The following is a 14,763-nucleotide window of genomic DNA, read 5'->3' as shown; positions in this document are numbered from 1 at the left end:
CCTTGCCGGGCGCAGGAAGCTTTTCATCATGGCCATGCGCTCCCACTACTGCGGTCTCGTGACCGAAGCCCTGATGGGCGAAACCGTTACCCTGTGCGGCTGGGTGAACCGTCGCCGCGACCATGGCGGTGTGATCTTCATCGACCTGCGCGACCGCGAAGGCTATGTGCAGGTGGTCTGCGATCCCGATCGCGCCGAGATGTTCAAGACCGCCGAAGGCCTGCGCAACGAGTTCTGCGTGCAGGTCAAGGGCCTGGTGCGCGCACGTCCCGAAGGCACGACCAACGACAAGCTCAAGAGCGGCCAGATCGAAGTGCTGTGCCATGAGCTGAACGTGCTCAACGCCTCGGTCACCCCGCCGTTCCAGCTGGACGACGAGAACCTGTCCGAGACCGTGCGCCTGACCAACCGCGTGCTGGACCTGCGCCGCCCCTACATGCAGCGCAACATGATGCTGCGCTATCGCACGGCCATCCAGGTGCGCAACTTCCTGGACAAGGAAGGCTTCATCGATATCGAAACGCCCATGCTGGGCAAGAGCACGCCCGAAGGCGCGCGCGACTACCTGGTGCCCAGCCGCGTGCACGACGGCGAGTTCTTCGCCCTTCCGCAGTCGCCCCAGCTGTACAAGCAGATGCTGATGGTGGCCGGCTACGACCGCTACTACCAGATCACCAAGTGCTTCCGCGACGAAGACCTGCGCGCCGACCGCCAGCCCGAGTTCACGCAGATCGACTGCGAGACCTCGTTCCTGGGCGAAGAGGAAATCCGCGCCATCTTCCAGCGCATGATCACCGAGGTCTTCAAGACCCAGCTGAACGTGGATCTGGGCGAGTTCCCGATGATGACGTACCAGGAAGCGGCCTTCCGCTTCGGCTCGGACAAGCCCGACCTGCGCGTCAAGCTCGAGTTCACCGAACTGACCGAGGTCATGAAGGACGTGGACTTCAAGGTGTTCTCCACGCCCGCCACGACCAAGGGCGGCCGCGTGGTGGCACTGCGCGTGCCCGGCGGCTCGCAGATCTCGCGCGGCGAGATCGACCAGTACACCGAATTCGTCAAGATCTACGGCGCCAAGGGCCTGGCCTGGATCAAGGTCAACGAAGTGGCCAAGGGCCGCGATGGCCTGCAGTCGCCCATCGTCAAGAACCTGCATGACGCGGCCCTTGCCGAAATCCTCAAGCGCACGGGTGCACAGGACGGCGACCTCATCTTCTTCGGCGCCGACAAGGAAAAGATCGTCAACGACTCCATCGGCGCGCTGCGCCTGAAGGTGGGCCACAGCGATTTCGGCAAGGCCAACGGCCTGTTCGAGGACCGCTGGGCGCCGCTGTGGGTGGTGGACTTCCCCATGTTCGAGCACGACGAGGAAAACGACCGCTGGGCGGCCGTGCACCACCCGTTCACCTCGCCCAAGGACGGCCACGAGGAACTCATGGTCACCGATCCGGGCAACTGCCTGGCCAAGGCCTACGACATGGTCCTGAACGGCTGGGAGCTGGGCGGCGGCTCGGTGCGTATCCACCGCGCCGACGTGCAGAGCAAGGTGTTTGACGCGCTCAAGATCTCGCCCGAAGACGCTCGCGCCAAGTTCGGCTACCTGCTGGACGCGCTGCAGTACGGCGCCCCCCCGCACGGCGGCCTGGCCTTCGGCCTGGACCGCCTGATCACGCTGATGACGGGCGCCGACTCCATCCGCGACGTGATCGCCTTCCCCAAGACCCAGCGCGCCCAGGACCTGCTGACGCAGGCACCTTCGCCCGTGGACGAAAAGCAGCTGCGCGAGCTGCACATCCGCCTGCGCAATCCGCTGGCGGCCACGCAGGGCTGAGGAGCAGGCTTCACGGCTTGACAGGAACGGCAGGAGCTGGCGCAGCTTCTGCCGTTTTTCTTTTTGCGGAGAGCTTTCATGCGTTTTCAAGGCATTGCATCGGTGGCGCTGGCGTTGGCGGTGTCGGCAGGGCTGGGCCTGTCCGGTTGCGGCGAGAAGAAGACCGAGCTGGGGCAGGGCGGTTCGGAGATCACGGGCTCTGCCGGGCCGCTGGGGGCGAACAACGGGTCGCGCGAACTCGTGCGCTGCGATGCGCCCGTGGCCACGCTGGCCCTGGCCGAGAATCCCAACGGCTACGTCATGGGCTCGGGCTATCAGCTGCCGGCCTCGCCCGTTCCGCTGGTCAAGCTGCTGGCCCAGCAAAGCGGCTGCTTTCGCGTGGTGGACCGGGGAGCGGGCCTGCGCGGCACGGTGCAGGAGCAGGACCTGAAGAATGCCGGCGTGCTGCGCGAGAACTCCACGGTGCGCAAGGGCCGGGGCTACGAGGCCCAGTACACGCTGACGCCCAGCCTGACCTTCAGCGAGCAGGACGCGGGCCGCGGGCTGGCCGGCGTGGTCGCCATGATTCCGGTGCTGCGAGACATTGCAGGGCTGGCCGGCCTGGTCGAGCAGGTCAAGTTCAAGGAGGCGCAGACCGCGCTGCTGCTGTCGGACAACGAAACCACCGAGCAGGTGGCCGCTGCCACGGGCGCAGCCCGCACCACCGATCTGGGCGTGGGCGGCATGGTGCTGGGCCGCCTGGGCGCGGCGGGCGCGGGCTGGAGCAATACCAACGAGGGCAAGGTCATCGCCGCTGCCTTTCTGGATGCGCACAACCAGCTGGTCTTCCAGGTGCGCGCGCTGCAGGCCAAGGAGCTGCCACCGCCGGTGGCCACCAAGGCCGGGCAGGGCAGGAGCTGAGGCCAGCCATGGCCGGCCACAAGATCCCCGAGTCGGTGCTGGTCGTCATCCACCGTGATGACGGGCAGGTGCTGCTGATGCGTCGCACGGCACCGGCGCCTGAGGGCGGGGAGTTCTGGCAGTCGGTGACGGGCAGCAAGGGCCATGAGGGCGAGTCCTGGCGCGAGACCGCGGTGCGCGAGGTGCGGGAAGAAACCGGCATCGATGCCGAGGCGCCCGGCTGCCTGCTGCAGGACTGGGCGCTGGAGAACATCTACACCATCTACCCTGCCTGGCAGCACCGCTATGCGCCCGGTGTATGGCACAACCGCGAGAGGGTTTTCGGGCTGCGGATTCCGTCCTACACCCCTGTGTTCTTGAATCCGAGGGAACATACCGCATCTGCTTGGCATCATTGGCGTGAGGCTGCCCAGCGCTGCTATTCACCGTCCAATGCGGAGGCCATCTTGCTGCTTCCACGTTTTTCCCCAACGAAGCCGGACTGAACCCCTCACCTGCGTTCCCGAACCGCCATGACTGAAAACGCGAATTCCCATCAGGTGGACCCCGGCCCGTCGATACTGCGCGTCGCGACCTACAACATCCACAAGGGCGTGCAGGGCATGGGTCCCGCGCGCCGCCTTGAAATCCACAACCTGGGCCACGCCGTGGAGCAGCTCGATGCCGACATCGTCTGCCTGCAGGAAGTGCGCAAGATGAACCACAAGGAGGCCGCGTACTTCGAGCGCTGGCCCCAGGTCTCGCAGGCGGAGTATCTGGCTCCCCTGGGCTATGAGGCCGTCTACCGCACCAACGCCTACACCCGCCACGGCGAGCACGGCAACGCGCTTCTGACCCGCTGGCCCGTGGTGGGCCACCAGCACGAGGACATCTCCGACCACCGCTTCGAGCAGCGTGGCCTGCTGCATGTGGAGGTGGAAGTGCAGAACCGGCGCGTGCACACCATCGTGGTGCACCTGGGGCTGATCCCCGGCAGCCGCGTGCGCCAGGTCTCACAGCTCAAGCGCTTCATCGAGCGAGAGGTGCCGCCGGGCGCGCCCGTGGTGGTGGCTGGCGACTTCAACGACTGGGGTGGCCAGATCAAGCGCATGCTGGGCGGTTTCGGCCTGTACGAATACGACGAATTGCCCAGCGTGCCCACCTATCCTTCGCGCCTGCCGCTGGCCCAGCTGGACCACGTCTATGTGCGCGGCCTCACGCCGCTGGGCCTGCATGTGCCCAAGGGGCGTATCTGGTGGCGCATGTCGGACCATCTGCCGCTGATTGCGGAATTCCGCCTCTAGCCCTGGCCGCTCTGACACACGCCACTCTTTTGCTATTGAATTGATAGCTTTCGGGGCGGGCAGAACCTGCGTTTGGGTGGAAAATCCCTTGCGTGCCATGCTGCGGGTTTCGCTGTTACCATGCCAGCCATGTTCAGAGAACTCGTCGACATGAAACAAGACAGCCAGGCCGAGGGCACCCCCGTCTCGGTCAAGATCCGCGAACGACTGAAGCAGGCGCAAAAGCGCTTTCATGCGAACGACAACATCTCCGAATTCATCGAGCCCGGTGAACTCGAGCAGCTGCTCGACGAAGTCCAGGAAAAGATGCAGGGCGTGCTCGACAGCATGGTCATCGACACCACGCACGACCACAACACGCGCGCCACGGCGCGCCGCGTGGCCAAGATGTATGTCAACGAGGTGTTCCGGGGCCGCTACGTGGCGCAGCCCGCCATCACCGAGTTCCCCAACGCCGAGCACCTCAACGAGCTGATGATCGTCGGCCCGATCACGGTGCGCAGCGCCTGCAGCCACCATCTGTGCCCGGTGATCGGCAAGATCTGGATCGGCGTGCTGCCCAACAAGAACACCAATGTCATCGGCCTGTCGAAGTACGCGCGGCTGGTGGACTGGATCATGGGCCGCCCCCAGATCCAGGAAGAGGCCATCATCCAGCTGGCCGACCTGATCCTCGACAAGACCCGCCCCGACGGCCTGGCCGTGGTCATGGAGGCTTCGCACTTTTGCATGTCCTGGCGCGGTGTGCGCGAGATGGACAGCAAGATGCTGAACTCCGTCATGCGCGGCGCCTTCCTCACCAACCCGGAACTGCGCCGCGAGTTCCTCTCGCTGGTGTCCAGCCGCAAGTAAATCCCCGGGGTGGCGTCCCCGGACGCCTCACACAACACCCCAGGCTGCGCAGTGCGCGGCCTTTTTTCTTTCCCGCGCCCCGCCCCGCTTTCCCCGGACCTGCCCATGTCGCTGCAAGCCTTTGCCCTGATCATCATTGCCGGCCTCATCCATGCCGGCTGGAACATCGTGGCCAAGAAGGCGGGCGGTGATTCGCGCTTTGCCTTCTTCACCTCGGTCATCATGATGGTGATCTGGGCGCCGCTGGGCTGGTGGGTGGGGCGCGATGTGGTGCCCACATGGGGCCGCAACGAATGGCTGGTGGTGCTGGCCAGCGGCCTGCTGCACGTGGCCTACTACGTGACCTTGCTGCGTGGCTACCGCAGCGCGGACCTCACCGTGGTCTATCCGCTGGCGCGCGGCTCGGGGCCGCTGCTGTCGTCCATGGTGGCCATCCTCTTTCTGGGTGAGCGGATTTCCTCGTTGGGCGTGCTGGGCATTGCCGGCGTGGTGGTCGGCGTCTTCCTGATCGCGGGAGGCCCCGGCCTGCTGCGCGCGCGCCATGATCCCGAAGCCCGCGAACGGCTCAGGATGGGCCTGTGGTACGGCCTGCTGACGGGCGCCTTCATCGCCAGCTACACCGTGGTGGACGGCTATGGCGTGAAGCTGCTGCTGATGTCGCCCATCCTCATCGACTACATGGGCAACTTCGTGCGCGTGTTCCTGCTGGCGCCCGTGGTGCTGCGCGACCTGCCCACGGCCCGGCATCTGTGGCGCGCGCAGTGGCGCTTCGCGGCCCTGGTGGCGCTGATCAGCCCCATCGCCTACGTGCTCGTGCTCTACGCCATGCAGGATGCGCCCATGTCGCACGTGGCGCCTGCGCGCGAAGTCTCCATGCTGTTCGCGGCGCTGATCGGCGGGCACATGCTGCGTGAAGGCGATCGCCTGGCACGCATTGCGGGCGCCGTGTGCATTGCCGTCGGTGTGACGGCGCTGGGCCTGGGCTGAGCACCATGGCGGCAATGCGGGTACTGGGCTGCGATTTCAGCAGCCGACCTACGGCGCGCAAGCCCATCACCATGGCCCTGGGCCGCCTGCTGGCTGGGGACACGGTGGTCCTGCAGGATTTGCTGGAGTTCGCCTCGCTGGACGCCTGGGCCGCCTGGCTGGCCCGGCCTGCCGATTCGGCGCAGTCAGCCTGGGTGGGCGGTTTCGACCTGCCTTTTGCCCTGCCGCGCGAACTGGTGGAGCAGCTGTGCTGGCCCACGGAATGGGCGGCCTGCATGGACCACTACGCCGGCCTCACGCGCCAGGCCATACGCGAGCAGTTCAAGGCCTTTTGCGCGGCGCGGCCCGCAGGCGGAAAGTTCGCGCACCGGGCCACGGACGGGCCTGCCGGTGCCAGCCCTTCCATGAAATGGGTGAACCCGCCCGTGGCCTACATGCTGCATGCCGGGCTGCCCTTGCTGCGCGCGGCCGGCGTGCACCTGCCGGGCCTGCAGCCTCCCGGCAAAGGCGATGCGCGCCGCGTGGCGCTGGAAGCCTACCCGGGCATGCTGGCGCGCGCCGTGATCGGCCGCCTCAGCTACAAAAGCGACGAACCCGCACGGCAAACGCCCGAACGCCATCAGGCGCGCGTGCAATTGCTGGCGGCGCTGGAGCGCGGCGACAACCCGCTGGCGTTGCGCCTGCGTATCGACGCCGAAGAAACCCGCAACCAGTTGCTGGCGGACGGCAGCGGAGACCGGCTGGACGCCGCAATCTGCATGCTGCAGGCCGCCTGGGCTGCGGCCCGCCATGCGCAGGGCGATGCGCTCTACGGGTTGCCGCACGACCTGGACCCGCTGGAAGGCTGGATCGTCACGGCCCAGGCCTGATCTGCGCCGCACTGAAATACTCGAATCGGGAAGAGACAAGCGATGCCCACCTTTGAAACCTTGCTGGCCTTTTTCGGCGTGGCCGTGCTGCTGGGCCTGAGCCCGGGGCCTGACAACCTGTTCGTGCTCATGCAATCGGCCCAGCGCGGCTGGCGCGTGGGCCTGTGCGTGGTACTGGGTCTGTGCCTGGGGCTGGTGGTGCATACGGCGGCGGTTGCGCTGGGTTTGGCGGCACTGGTGGCTGCGTCTCCCCTGCTGTTCACCGCCATCAAGCTGTGCGGCGCCGCCTACCTGGCCTGGCTGGCCTGGGGTGCGCTGCGCGCCGTGGCCCGGCCGGGCGAGATGCCGCAGGCCGGCGCAGCCGACCCGCTGACCCCCGCACGGGCGCTGCGCTGGGTGGGGCGTGGCGTGGTGATGAACCTCACCAACCCCAAGGTGCTGATCTTCTTCCTGGCCTTTCTGCCGCAGTTCGCGGACCCCGCGCGCGGCGGCGTGGCCACGCAGGTGATGGTGCTGGGCTGCGTGTTCATGCTGGCGGCGCTGCTGGTGTTCGGTGCCATCGCATGCTGCTCGGGCTGGTTCGGCGTGCTGCTGCAGCGATCCGTGCGTGCGCAGAACTGGCTCAACCGCGTGGCCGGGCTGGTGTTCCTGGGCATGGCGGTGCGTCTGGCGCTGGTGCAGCGCTAGGGCCTGTTCACACTAGTGCGGGGCCGTGGCACAGTCCCTCCATGCTTTTTCGCTCACGCCCCTTGGTGCCATGAGCAGCGGCGTCCTCATCCAACCCATGCCACAGACCACGGCCCACACCATTGCCATTGCCCAGGTCCTGCAGATCGTGCAGGGCGTGCAGCGCAATGGCATGGATGTGCCAGCCATCCTGCGCCGCGCCGGCATTGCGCCTGCTCTGCTGGATGCGCCGCTGTCGCGCGTGACCCAGGCGCAGTACGCGGCGCTGATCCGCGTGCTGCGCCGCGTCTGCCGCGACGAGCTGTGGGGCCTGTGCCGCCATCCGCTGCCCGTGGGCAGTTTTGCCCAGGCCTGCCGCACCATGCTGCCTTGCCGCACGCTGGGCGAGGCATTGCAGGCCGGGCTGCGTTTCTACCGCCTGGTGCTGCGCGACTTCGCGCCCCGGCTGCAGGTCGTGGACGGCGTGGCCCGCATCGCCATGGTGTCGCTGCGCGAGCGCGATGCGCCGCTGGCCTATGCCGAGCGGTCCTTCTGCTTTCTGGGCTATGGCGTCATGTCGTGGCTGGTGTCGCGCAGGATAGAGCTGACGGGCGTGTGCGCGCCGGCCGGCGCCAGCATGCCGTATGGCACGGAGGCGCAGCGCCTGTTCCTGGCGCCGCTGCAGCGCGACCGCGACTTCACGGGGCTGGAGTTCGATGCGCGCTGGCTGGAGCTGCCCGTGGTGCAGACCCCTGAGAGCCTGGCCGAATTCCTGGACCAGGCGGCCATGGGTCTGGTCATCCGCTACCGCGACCGCACGCGCCTGGGCGAGCGCATCCGCCGCCTGCTGCGCCGCGATCTGGCGGGCGAGCTGCCTTCGCTGGAGCAGGTCGGCGCCGCGCTGTCCATGACGCCGCAGACGCTGCGCCGCCGCCTGCGCGACGAAGGCCTGGGTTTCCAATCCCTCAAGGACGACCTGCGCCGCGACGCGGCCATCGAGCTGCTGAACCGGCCGGAGCTGACGCTGGCCGATATCGCCGCGCGCGTGGGGTTTGCCGAGGCCAGCACCTTCCACCGCGCCTTCAAGGGCTGGACCGGCCTGCCGCCGGGCGCCTACCGGCAGGCCCAGCATCGCGGCCGCTGATCTTTTTTGCCAATCATTTTGAGACGATCGGCGATTGGTGGCTGAAGGCCTGGTGGCCACACTGTCCATGGACCCTGCCACTGCGGCAGGGCACACCGCCCCGCCAACGAGGGCGGAGCACCGAAGGACAAGGAGACAAGCCATGGAATCGAGCCGACGCGGCTGCCTGCGGGCGGCGCTGGCATGCGCTGCCAGCGCCTCACTGGGTGCCGCCCTGGGAACGGCATCGCCGATCGCCTTTGCACAGCCGGCAGGCGGTGCCTACCCGTCCAAGCCGCTGCGCATGGTGATTCCCTACCCGGCAGGCGGCGGCACCGACATCATCGGGCGCATCATTGCCCAGCAACTGAGCCAGGCCTGGGGCCAGCCCGTGGTGGTGGAGAACCGGCCGGGCTCCAGCGGCATCATCGGCGGCGACGTGGTGGCCAAGTCGCCGCCAGACGGCTACACGCTGCTGCTGGGGATCACTGCCATGATCCAGTCGCCTGCGCTGTACGCCAGGATGCCCTATGACGTGCTCAACGACTTTGCCCCCGTATCGCAGGTGGCCCTGTCCTCGGACCTGTTCGTGGTGCCGCGCGACGTGCCGGCCACGACGCTGCAGGAGTTCATCGCCCTGGTCAAGGCCCATCCGGGCAAGTACAGCAACGGCAACTACGGCAACGGCACCTCCTCGCACATGCATGGCGAGCTGCTGCGCGCCAGGGCCGGGCTGGACCTGGCGCTGATTCCCTACAAGGGCGCGGCGCCGCTGGTCAACGACGTGCTGGGCGGGCAGCTGTCGTCGGGCTTCATCGATGTGTCCTCGGCCAATGCGCACCTGAAGTCGGACAAGATCCGCATCCTGGCCATCACCGGCATGCAGCGCCACCCGGCGCTGCCCGAGGTGCCCACGTTTGCCGAGCTGGGCCTGGCCGGCTTCGAGGCCAATGGCTGGTTCGCCACCTTCGTGGCGGCGGGAACGCCGCGGCCCATCGTGGACCGGCTCTCGGCGGAGGTGCGGCGCATCGTGGCCACGCCCGAACTCAGCGGCCGCCTGGCCTCCATGGGCCTGCGCCCGGTGGGCGGCACGCCCGAGGAATTGGCCTCCGTCATGGCGCGCGACATGCCGCGCTGGGCGCGCATCGTGAAGGAGGCGGGAATCAGGCTGGAGTAGCCGATGCAGTCTGCGCCCGGTCCTGGCCCGACTGAACGGGCTGTGGCCAGGCGGGCTGGGGTGGGCGCAACTGCTCCAGCACCCGGCTGAGCCGGAGCACGCCCAGGTCGTCGAACCGGCGGCCTGCGATCTGCACGCCTATGGGCAGCTGCCCGTCATGCCCGCAGGGCACGGATGCGGCGGGCTGTTCGGACATGTTGTAGGGCACGGTAAAGGCAATGTGCTCCAGCGGCCGCAGCGGGTCGTTGGTGGGGCTGGGCAGGTGGGCCGGGAAAGCCGTGATCGGCGCCACGGGCGACAGCACATAGTCGTAGGCCGCCGTGGCCCGCACCGTGGCCGTGCGCAGAAGGTGCGACTGCTGGCTGGCCACGAACAGCTGCGTGGCTGTCAGTGGCGCGGCACTGTCGGCCCATTCGCGGATGAAGGGCAGGATCACGCGGCGCTGCGCGTCCGTCAGCGACTGCATTTCCACATGTGATCGCATGCGCCAGAAATGGTCGAGGCCGTCGAGCATGTCGCGGGTGAGCCAGGGCTCGATGCGCTCGATGTGCGCGCCGGCCGATTCCAGCCAGGCCGCAGCCTGCTCCACCACGGCGCGCACGCGGGGCTGCAGGGGAAGGCCGCAGCCGGCATCCAGCAGCAGGCCTATGCGCAGGCCGCGCACCTGGGCAGGGTCCATGTCGAAGCTGTCCCATGCAATCTCCTGGTGCGGCAGGCCCATGCTGTCGCGTGCATCGGGCAGGGACAGCACCTGCATCATCAGCGCGGCGTCGGCCACGCTGCGGGTCATGGGACCTGCGCAGCGGCCGGTGTAGGGCGGGTCGATGGGCACGCGGCCCAGGCTGGGCTTGAGGCCGAAGATGCCGCACCAGCCCGCCGGCAGGCGGATGGAGCCGCCGATGTCCGTGCCCACGTGCAACGGCCCGTAGCCGGCCGCCGCAGCGGCGCCCGCACCGGCGCTGGAGCCGCCCGGCGTCTTGTCCGGATCCCAGGGGTTGAAGGTGTTGCCGTGCAGCGAGGACAGGCCGGACGACAGCATGCCGTAGTCGGGCATGGTGGTCTTGGCGAAAAGGATGGCGCCTGCCTCGCGCAGGCGTGCAGCGGGTGGGGCATCCAGCGGGGCCGCGACCTGCGGCATGGCGGCCGTGCCCACGGGCGTGGGATCGCCGCGCGTGGCGATGTTGTCCTTGACCGTGGCGGGAACGCCGTCGAGCAGGCCGGCCGGCTCGCCACGCAGCCAGCGGGCCTCGCTCTCGCGGGCCCGGGCCAGGGCGGCCTCGGGGCGCAGCAGGTAGGTGGCGTGCAGGGCCGGCTCCCAGCGCTGCACATGGGCCAGCAGGTCGTGCATGACCTCGACGGGCGAGAGGCTGCGGTCCCGGTAGGCGCGCAGCAGCGCATGGGCGGGCAGGTCGTGCAGGGCCTGTGTTGTTCCAGTCATCGCGGCGTCCTCGAAGATGGCGGTTCTTGCGGCAGATCTGGCGCAGTGTGGCCCGGTGCCACCGGCGCGCCTGTCGCCTGTGGCTCAGCCTGTGCGCGGTTCAGGTGGCCCAGGACAGTGCGGAGAGATCGTTGACGAAGACGGGCATGTCCTTCCACAGTCCGCGCAGATTCTTGTTGGCCACGGTGACCCATTGCGGCGTGTAGAGGAAGGCGTGCACGCAATCCTGGGCCAGCAGGCGCTGCGCATCGCCCAGCAGGCGCGAGCGGTCGGCGGGGCGCGAGGCGTTCTTGATCTTGTCGTACAGCTCGTTGAACTGGGACGACTGGTAGCCCCAGTAGTAGTCGGGCTTGGCGAAGTTGCCCAGGTCGAAGGGCTCGACATGGGAGATCAGCGTCAGGTCGTAGTTCTTGAGCGTGTAGGTGCCCGACAGCCACTGCGCCCATTCGACGTTCTGCAGCTTGGCGCGGATGCCGATCTTGGCCAGCTGCGCGGCAATCACCTCGCCGCCCTGGCGCGCGTAGGGCGTGGGCGGCAGGGTCATGGTCAGCTCCAGCGGCGTCTTGACGCCGGCCTCGGCCAGCAGCGCCTTGGCCTTTTCCACGTCGAAGGGGTTGATGCCCGTGGTGTCCACGTAGCCGAAGGCCGTGGGCACGTAGTAGCTGCCAATGGGCAGGCCGTAGCCGTCGCCCGCGCCGTCGATGACGGCCTTGCGGTCGATGGCGGCGGCGATGGCGCGGCGCACCCGCGCATCGTTCAAGGGCTTGCGCGCGTTGTTCATGGCCAGGATGGTCTTGGCCCGCGAGCCGCTGACCACGACCTGGAAGCGCCCGTTGGCCTTGAACTGGGCCACGCTGCGCGGCGTGACGCGCGGGAAGGCGTCGACATCGCCGGCCAGCAGTGCGGCCACCTGGGCTGCAGGGTCGGAGATGAAGCGGAAGGTGGCACGGCGAATGCGCAGGCCGGGGGCCGTGCGGTACCGGGGCCAGGCCGTGAGCGTGACCGAGGCGCCCTTGTTCCAGTTGCCCAGCTGGTAGGGGCCCGTGCCCACGGGGCGCGTGGCGTTGGTGGCAGCGCTCTTGGGCTCCACGATGATGGAGGTCGCCTGCCCCAGCACGAAGAGGAAGTCGGGGTCGATGTCCTTGTTGGTGACGACCACCGTGTGGTCATCCACCACGCGCGTGGACAGGGCGGCGAAGGTGCGCTTGTCCTTGTTGGTGCTCTTGTCGTCGCCCGCGCGGTCGAAGGAGTACTTCACGCTGTGGGCGTTGCAGGGCTCGCCGTTCTGGAAACTCACACCCTTGCGCAGGCGGAAGGTGTAGGTCTTGAGGTCGGGCGAGACCTCCCAGCTTTCGGCCAGCAGCGGGGAGACGCTGCCGTCCGGATTGATCTTGGTCAGCGTCTCGAACAGGTTGTAGAGCACGATCTCGCCAATGGACGATGCGGCGCCGGCCGTGGGGTCCAGCCCCGGCGGCTCCAGCGTCATCGCCAGCGTGACACTGTCCTTGCGGCCCTGGGCCAGCGCAGGCCAGGGCATCAGCAGGGGCAGGCCGGCAGCAGCGGAGCTGGCCAGCAGGGAACGGCGATTGAACATGAACAGGTCTCCGGAAATTCTTGCAGATGGGTCATGGGCCGCTGGCTGCGGCCTGCAGCAGTGTTTTTACACCAGCGCGCGCGTGCGCGTGGCCATGAGGGCCCGGTCCGCTCCGGTGGTTGTCAGCTTTCGGCTTTCAGGCTCGGTGCTGCAGGGCGATGCGTGGCACGGCCCGTACCAGGGCCTGGGTGTAGGGATGCTGCGGGGCGTGGAACAGTTGCTGCGGAGCCCCGCGCTCGACGATGCGGCCTTCGCTCAGCACGATGGCGTCGTCGCACAGGTGCTGGACCACGGCCAGGTCGTGGCTGATGAACAGGTAGGACAGGCCCAGCTGCTGCTGCAGATCGCGCAGCAGGTTCAGTACCTGGGCCTGCACCGAGACGTCGAGGGCGCTCACGGGCTCATCGGCCACGATGAGGCGGGGTCGCGTGACCAGGGCGCGTGCAATGGCGATGCGCTGGCGCTGGCCGCCCGAGAATTCATGCGGGTACTTGTCCAGGTCCTGCACGCGCAGCCCGACCTGCTCCAGCGTGGCGCGGGCCAGGTCGCGCCGGGCTGCGCGCTCGGGCGGTGCAGGCTGGGCGGTCAGGGGCTCGCAGACGATGTGTTCCACCGTCATGCGCGGGTCCAGCGAACCGTAAGGATCCTGGAACACCATCTGGAAATCGCGGCGCGCCATGCGCAGTGCCTGGTTGCCGAGCCGGTGCAGATCCTGGCCCAGCAGCTGCACGCTGCCGGCGCTGGGAGTGTCCAGCGCCATGACCAGGCGTGCCAGCGTGGACTTGCCGGAACCCGACTCGCCCACCACGCCCAGGCTGCGCCCCGCCGTCAGCGTGAAATCCACGCCGCGCAGCGCATGCACCTGCTCCGGCGCACGCCACAACGAGCGGCGTGGCAGCCGGTAGCTGCGGGCCAGGTCCGTCACCTGCAGCAGGGGCGGCTCGGCAGCGGCCGGTGCCTGGCGGTCGTGCTCCGTCATGTGCTACGGCCCTGCGTATGCATGCCCGGCGCAATGGCCTCGGAGCGCAGGCAGCGCACCACATGCGGCTGTGCCCAGGCCTGCAGGGCAGTGGGCATGGGCCGCTGCGGGCGCTCCAGCACCAGGGCGCGCGGGCGCTCGCTGTGGCAGGTGGGCTCGGTATAGCTGCAGCGGCCCGCGAAGGCGCAGCCGGCTGGCAGGTCCACCAGCTCGGGCACGGTGCCGGCAATGGTGGGCAACCGCGCCGGCGGCTGGTGGCCTGGCCCCGAAAGCTCCAGCTGTGGCCTGGCGGCGAACAGGCCGCGCGTGTAGGGATGGGCGCGGCGCGCGAAGATGGCCTCGGTCATGCCGCTTTCGACCACGGTGCCGCCGTACATCACCTGAAGCTGCTCCACGTTTTGCGCGATCACTCCCAGATCGTGCGAGATCAGCAGCAAGGCCATGGAGTGCTCGGCCACCAGTTCCTGCAGCAGATCCAGGATTTGCTGCTGCACGGTCACGTCCAGCGCCGTGGTAGGTTCGTCGGCGATCAGCAGGTCGGGCCCGCAGGCCAGGGCCATGGCGATGGTGATGCGCTGGCGCTGGCCGCCCGAGAACTGGTGCGGATAGTCATCAAAGCGCTGGGCTGCGCGGGCAATGCCCACGCGCTCCAACAGGGCCACTGCGCGCTCGCGCGCGGCCTGGCGGCCCAGGCGCTGGTGGTGGCGCAGCGGCTCGGCCACCTGGCGGCCGATGCCGTGCACGGGGTTGAGGGCCGTCATGGGCTCCTGAAACACCATGGCCATGCGGTTGCCGCGCAGGCGGCACAGCGCGCGCTCGTCCATGTCCAGCAGCTCCTGGCCGTTGAGCCGGATGCTGCCGTCCACCTGCGCATGCTCCGGCAGCAGGCCCATCAGCGCCAGGGCGGTCAGCGACTTGCCGCAGCCCGACTCGCCGATCAGGCCCAGCGTGGCGCCGCGCTCCAGGATGAATTCCAGGTTCTGCACGGCACGCGCGCGGCCGCGCGGGGTTTGCAAGGTGATGGTGAGGCCGGAGACTTCGAGCAGGGGCATGGGCGCGTGCCT

The 14,763-nt window shown here is 68.4% G+C and carries 14 protein-coding genes; 10 read left to right on the top strand and 4 right to left on the bottom strand.

Annotated features, from left to right (window positions below; all coding sequences use genetic code 11):
- The first annotated feature begins 28 nt into the window (after window positions 1-28).
- The 10 genes from aspS (at window position 29) to ACN20X_RS25815 (ending at window position 9,688) form a co-directional block, all read left to right on the top strand.
- Window positions 29-1,831 carry an aspartate--tRNA ligase gene (aspS, locus tag ACN20X_RS25860; RefSeq protein ID WP_016445679.1) on the top strand — a complete coding sequence of 601 codons (1,803 nt, stop codon included), beginning with the start codon at window positions 29-31 and terminating at the stop codon, window positions 1,829-1,831.
- A 78-nt stretch (window positions 1,832-1,909) separates the two neighbouring features.
- The gene (locus ACN20X_RS25855; RefSeq protein WP_046241038.1) at window positions 1,910-2,731 is read left to right on the top strand and encodes a CsgG/HfaB family protein; all 822 of its coding nucleotides are present in this window, start codon (window positions 1,910-1,912) and stop codon (window positions 2,729-2,731) included.
- An 8-nt stretch (window positions 2,732-2,739) separates the two neighbouring features.
- A complete protein-coding gene (gene nudB, locus ACN20X_RS25850; protein WP_473210017.1) occupies window positions 2,740-3,216 on the top strand; it encodes a dihydroneopterin triphosphate diphosphatase in 477 nt (158 codons plus the stop codon).
- Window positions 3,217-3,243: 27 nt separating this feature from the next.
- Entirely contained in the window at window positions 3,244-4,014 is a 771-nt protein-coding gene (locus ACN20X_RS25845; RefSeq protein ID WP_016445682.1) for an endonuclease/exonuclease/phosphatase family protein, read from the top strand.
- A gap of 129 nt (window positions 4,015-4,143) precedes the next feature.
- A complete protein-coding gene (gene folE / locus ACN20X_RS25840) occupies window positions 4,144-4,866 on the top strand; it encodes a GTP cyclohydrolase I (protein WP_016445683.1) in 723 nt (240 codons plus the stop codon).
- A gap of 105 nt (window positions 4,867-4,971) precedes the next feature.
- Window positions 4,972-5,853, top strand: coding sequence for an EamA family transporter (locus ACN20X_RS25835; RefSeq protein WP_016451038.1), 882 nt, complete (start codon window positions 4,972-4,974; stop codon window positions 5,851-5,853).
- A gap of 14 nt (window positions 5,854-5,867) precedes the next feature.
- Window positions 5,868-6,722, top strand: a complete 855-nt coding sequence (locus tag ACN20X_RS25830) for a DUF429 domain-containing protein (RefSeq protein WP_034347629.1) — start codon at window positions 5,868-5,870, stop codon at window positions 6,720-6,722.
- 42 nt (window positions 6,723-6,764) lie between these two features.
- A complete protein-coding gene (locus ACN20X_RS25825; RefSeq protein ID WP_016445686.1) occupies window positions 6,765-7,409 on the top strand; it encodes a LysE family translocator in 645 nt (214 codons plus the stop codon).
- A gap of 97 nt (window positions 7,410-7,506) precedes the next feature.
- The gene (locus ACN20X_RS25820) at window positions 7,507-8,532 is read left to right on the top strand and encodes an AraC family transcriptional regulator (RefSeq protein ID WP_223275108.1); all 1,026 of its coding nucleotides are present in this window, start codon (window positions 7,507-7,509) and stop codon (window positions 8,530-8,532) included.
- Between the two features lie 142 nt (window positions 8,533-8,674).
- A complete protein-coding gene (locus tag ACN20X_RS25815) occupies window positions 8,675-9,688 on the top strand; it encodes a Bug family tripartite tricarboxylate transporter substrate binding protein (protein ID WP_473210016.1) in 1,014 nt (337 codons plus the stop codon).
- On the opposite strand, the gene ACN20X_RS25810 is transcribed toward ACN20X_RS25815, so the two are convergent.
- The 4 genes from ACN20X_RS25810 to ACN20X_RS25795 form a co-directional block, all read right to left on the bottom strand.
- Window positions 9,675-11,126 carry an amidase gene (locus ACN20X_RS25810; RefSeq protein ID WP_034364069.1) on the bottom strand — a complete coding sequence of 484 codons (1,452 nt, stop codon included), beginning with the start codon at window positions 11,124-11,126 and terminating at the stop codon, window positions 9,675-9,677. The genes ACN20X_RS25815 and ACN20X_RS25810 overlap by 14 nt on opposite strands.
- A gap of 100 nt (window positions 11,127-11,226) precedes the next feature.
- Window positions 11,227-12,720 carry an ABC transporter substrate-binding protein gene (locus tag ACN20X_RS25805; RefSeq protein ID WP_034364072.1) on the bottom strand — a complete coding sequence of 498 codons (1,494 nt, stop codon included), beginning with the start codon at window positions 12,718-12,720 and terminating at the stop codon, window positions 11,227-11,229.
- Between the two features lie 136 nt (window positions 12,721-12,856).
- Entirely contained in the window at window positions 12,857-13,699 is an 843-nt protein-coding gene (locus ACN20X_RS25800) for an ATP-binding cassette domain-containing protein (protein WP_034364074.1), read from the bottom strand.
- Complete coding sequence (locus tag ACN20X_RS25795; RefSeq protein ID WP_203400454.1) at window positions 13,696-14,751, bottom strand: ABC transporter ATP-binding protein; 1,056 nt, start codon at window positions 14,749-14,751, stop codon at window positions 13,696-13,698. Before ACN20X_RS25795 ends, ACN20X_RS25800 begins: the two co-directional genes overlap by 4 nt.
- Window positions 14,752-14,763 lie beyond the last annotated feature (12 nt).

The organism is Delftia sp. PX-1 (genome assembly GCF_055797465.1).
This window is presented reverse-complemented; position numbering and strand designations above follow the sequence as displayed.

Bases quoted from the DNA above. Each gene is read 5' to 3' on its own strand.
- ACN20X_RS25805 (WP_034364072.1), bottom strand. From the start codon at position 12,720: ATGTTCAATCGCCGTTCCCTGCTGGCCAGCTCCGCTGCTGCCGGCCTG.
- ACN20X_RS25795 (WP_203400454.1), bottom strand. From the start codon at position 14,751: ATGCCCCTGCTCGAAGTCTCCGGCCTCACCATCACCTTGCAAACCCCG.
- ACN20X_RS25855 (WP_046241038.1), top strand. From the start codon at position 1,910: ATGCGTTTTCAAGGCATTGCATCGGTGGCGCTGGCGTTGGCGGTGTCG.
- aspS (WP_016445679.1), top strand. From the start codon at position 29: ATGGCCATGCGCTCCCACTACTGCGGTCTCGTGACCGAAGCCCTGATG.
- ACN20X_RS25815 (WP_473210016.1), top strand. From the start codon at position 8,675: ATGGAATCGAGCCGACGCGGCTGCCTGCGGGCGGCGCTGGCATGCGCT.
- nudB (WP_473210017.1), top strand. From the start codon at position 2,740: ATGGCCGGCCACAAGATCCCCGAGTCGGTGCTGGTCGTCATCCACCGT.
- ACN20X_RS25810 (WP_034364069.1), bottom strand. From the start codon at position 11,126: ATGACTGGAACAACACAGGCCCTGCACGACCTGCCCGCCCATGCGCTG.
- ACN20X_RS25845 (WP_016445682.1), top strand. From the start codon at position 3,244: ATGACTGAAAACGCGAATTCCCATCAGGTGGACCCCGGCCCGTCGATA.
- ACN20X_RS25820 (WP_223275108.1), top strand. From the start codon at position 7,507: ATGCCACAGACCACGGCCCACACCATTGCCATTGCCCAGGTCCTGCAG.
- ACN20X_RS25825 (WP_016445686.1), top strand. From the start codon at position 6,765: ATGCCCACCTTTGAAACCTTGCTGGCCTTTTTCGGCGTGGCCGTGCTG.
- ACN20X_RS25800 (WP_034364074.1), bottom strand. From the start codon at position 13,699: ATGACGGAGCACGACCGCCAGGCACCGGCCGCTGCCGAGCCGCCCCTG.
- ACN20X_RS25835 (WP_016451038.1), top strand. From the start codon at position 4,972: ATGTCGCTGCAAGCCTTTGCCCTGATCATCATTGCCGGCCTCATCCAT.
- folE (WP_016445683.1), top strand. From the start codon at position 4,144: ATGTTCAGAGAACTCGTCGACATGAAACAAGACAGCCAGGCCGAGGGC.
- ACN20X_RS25830 (WP_034347629.1), top strand. From the start codon at position 5,868: ATGCGGGTACTGGGCTGCGATTTCAGCAGCCGACCTACGGCGCGCAAG.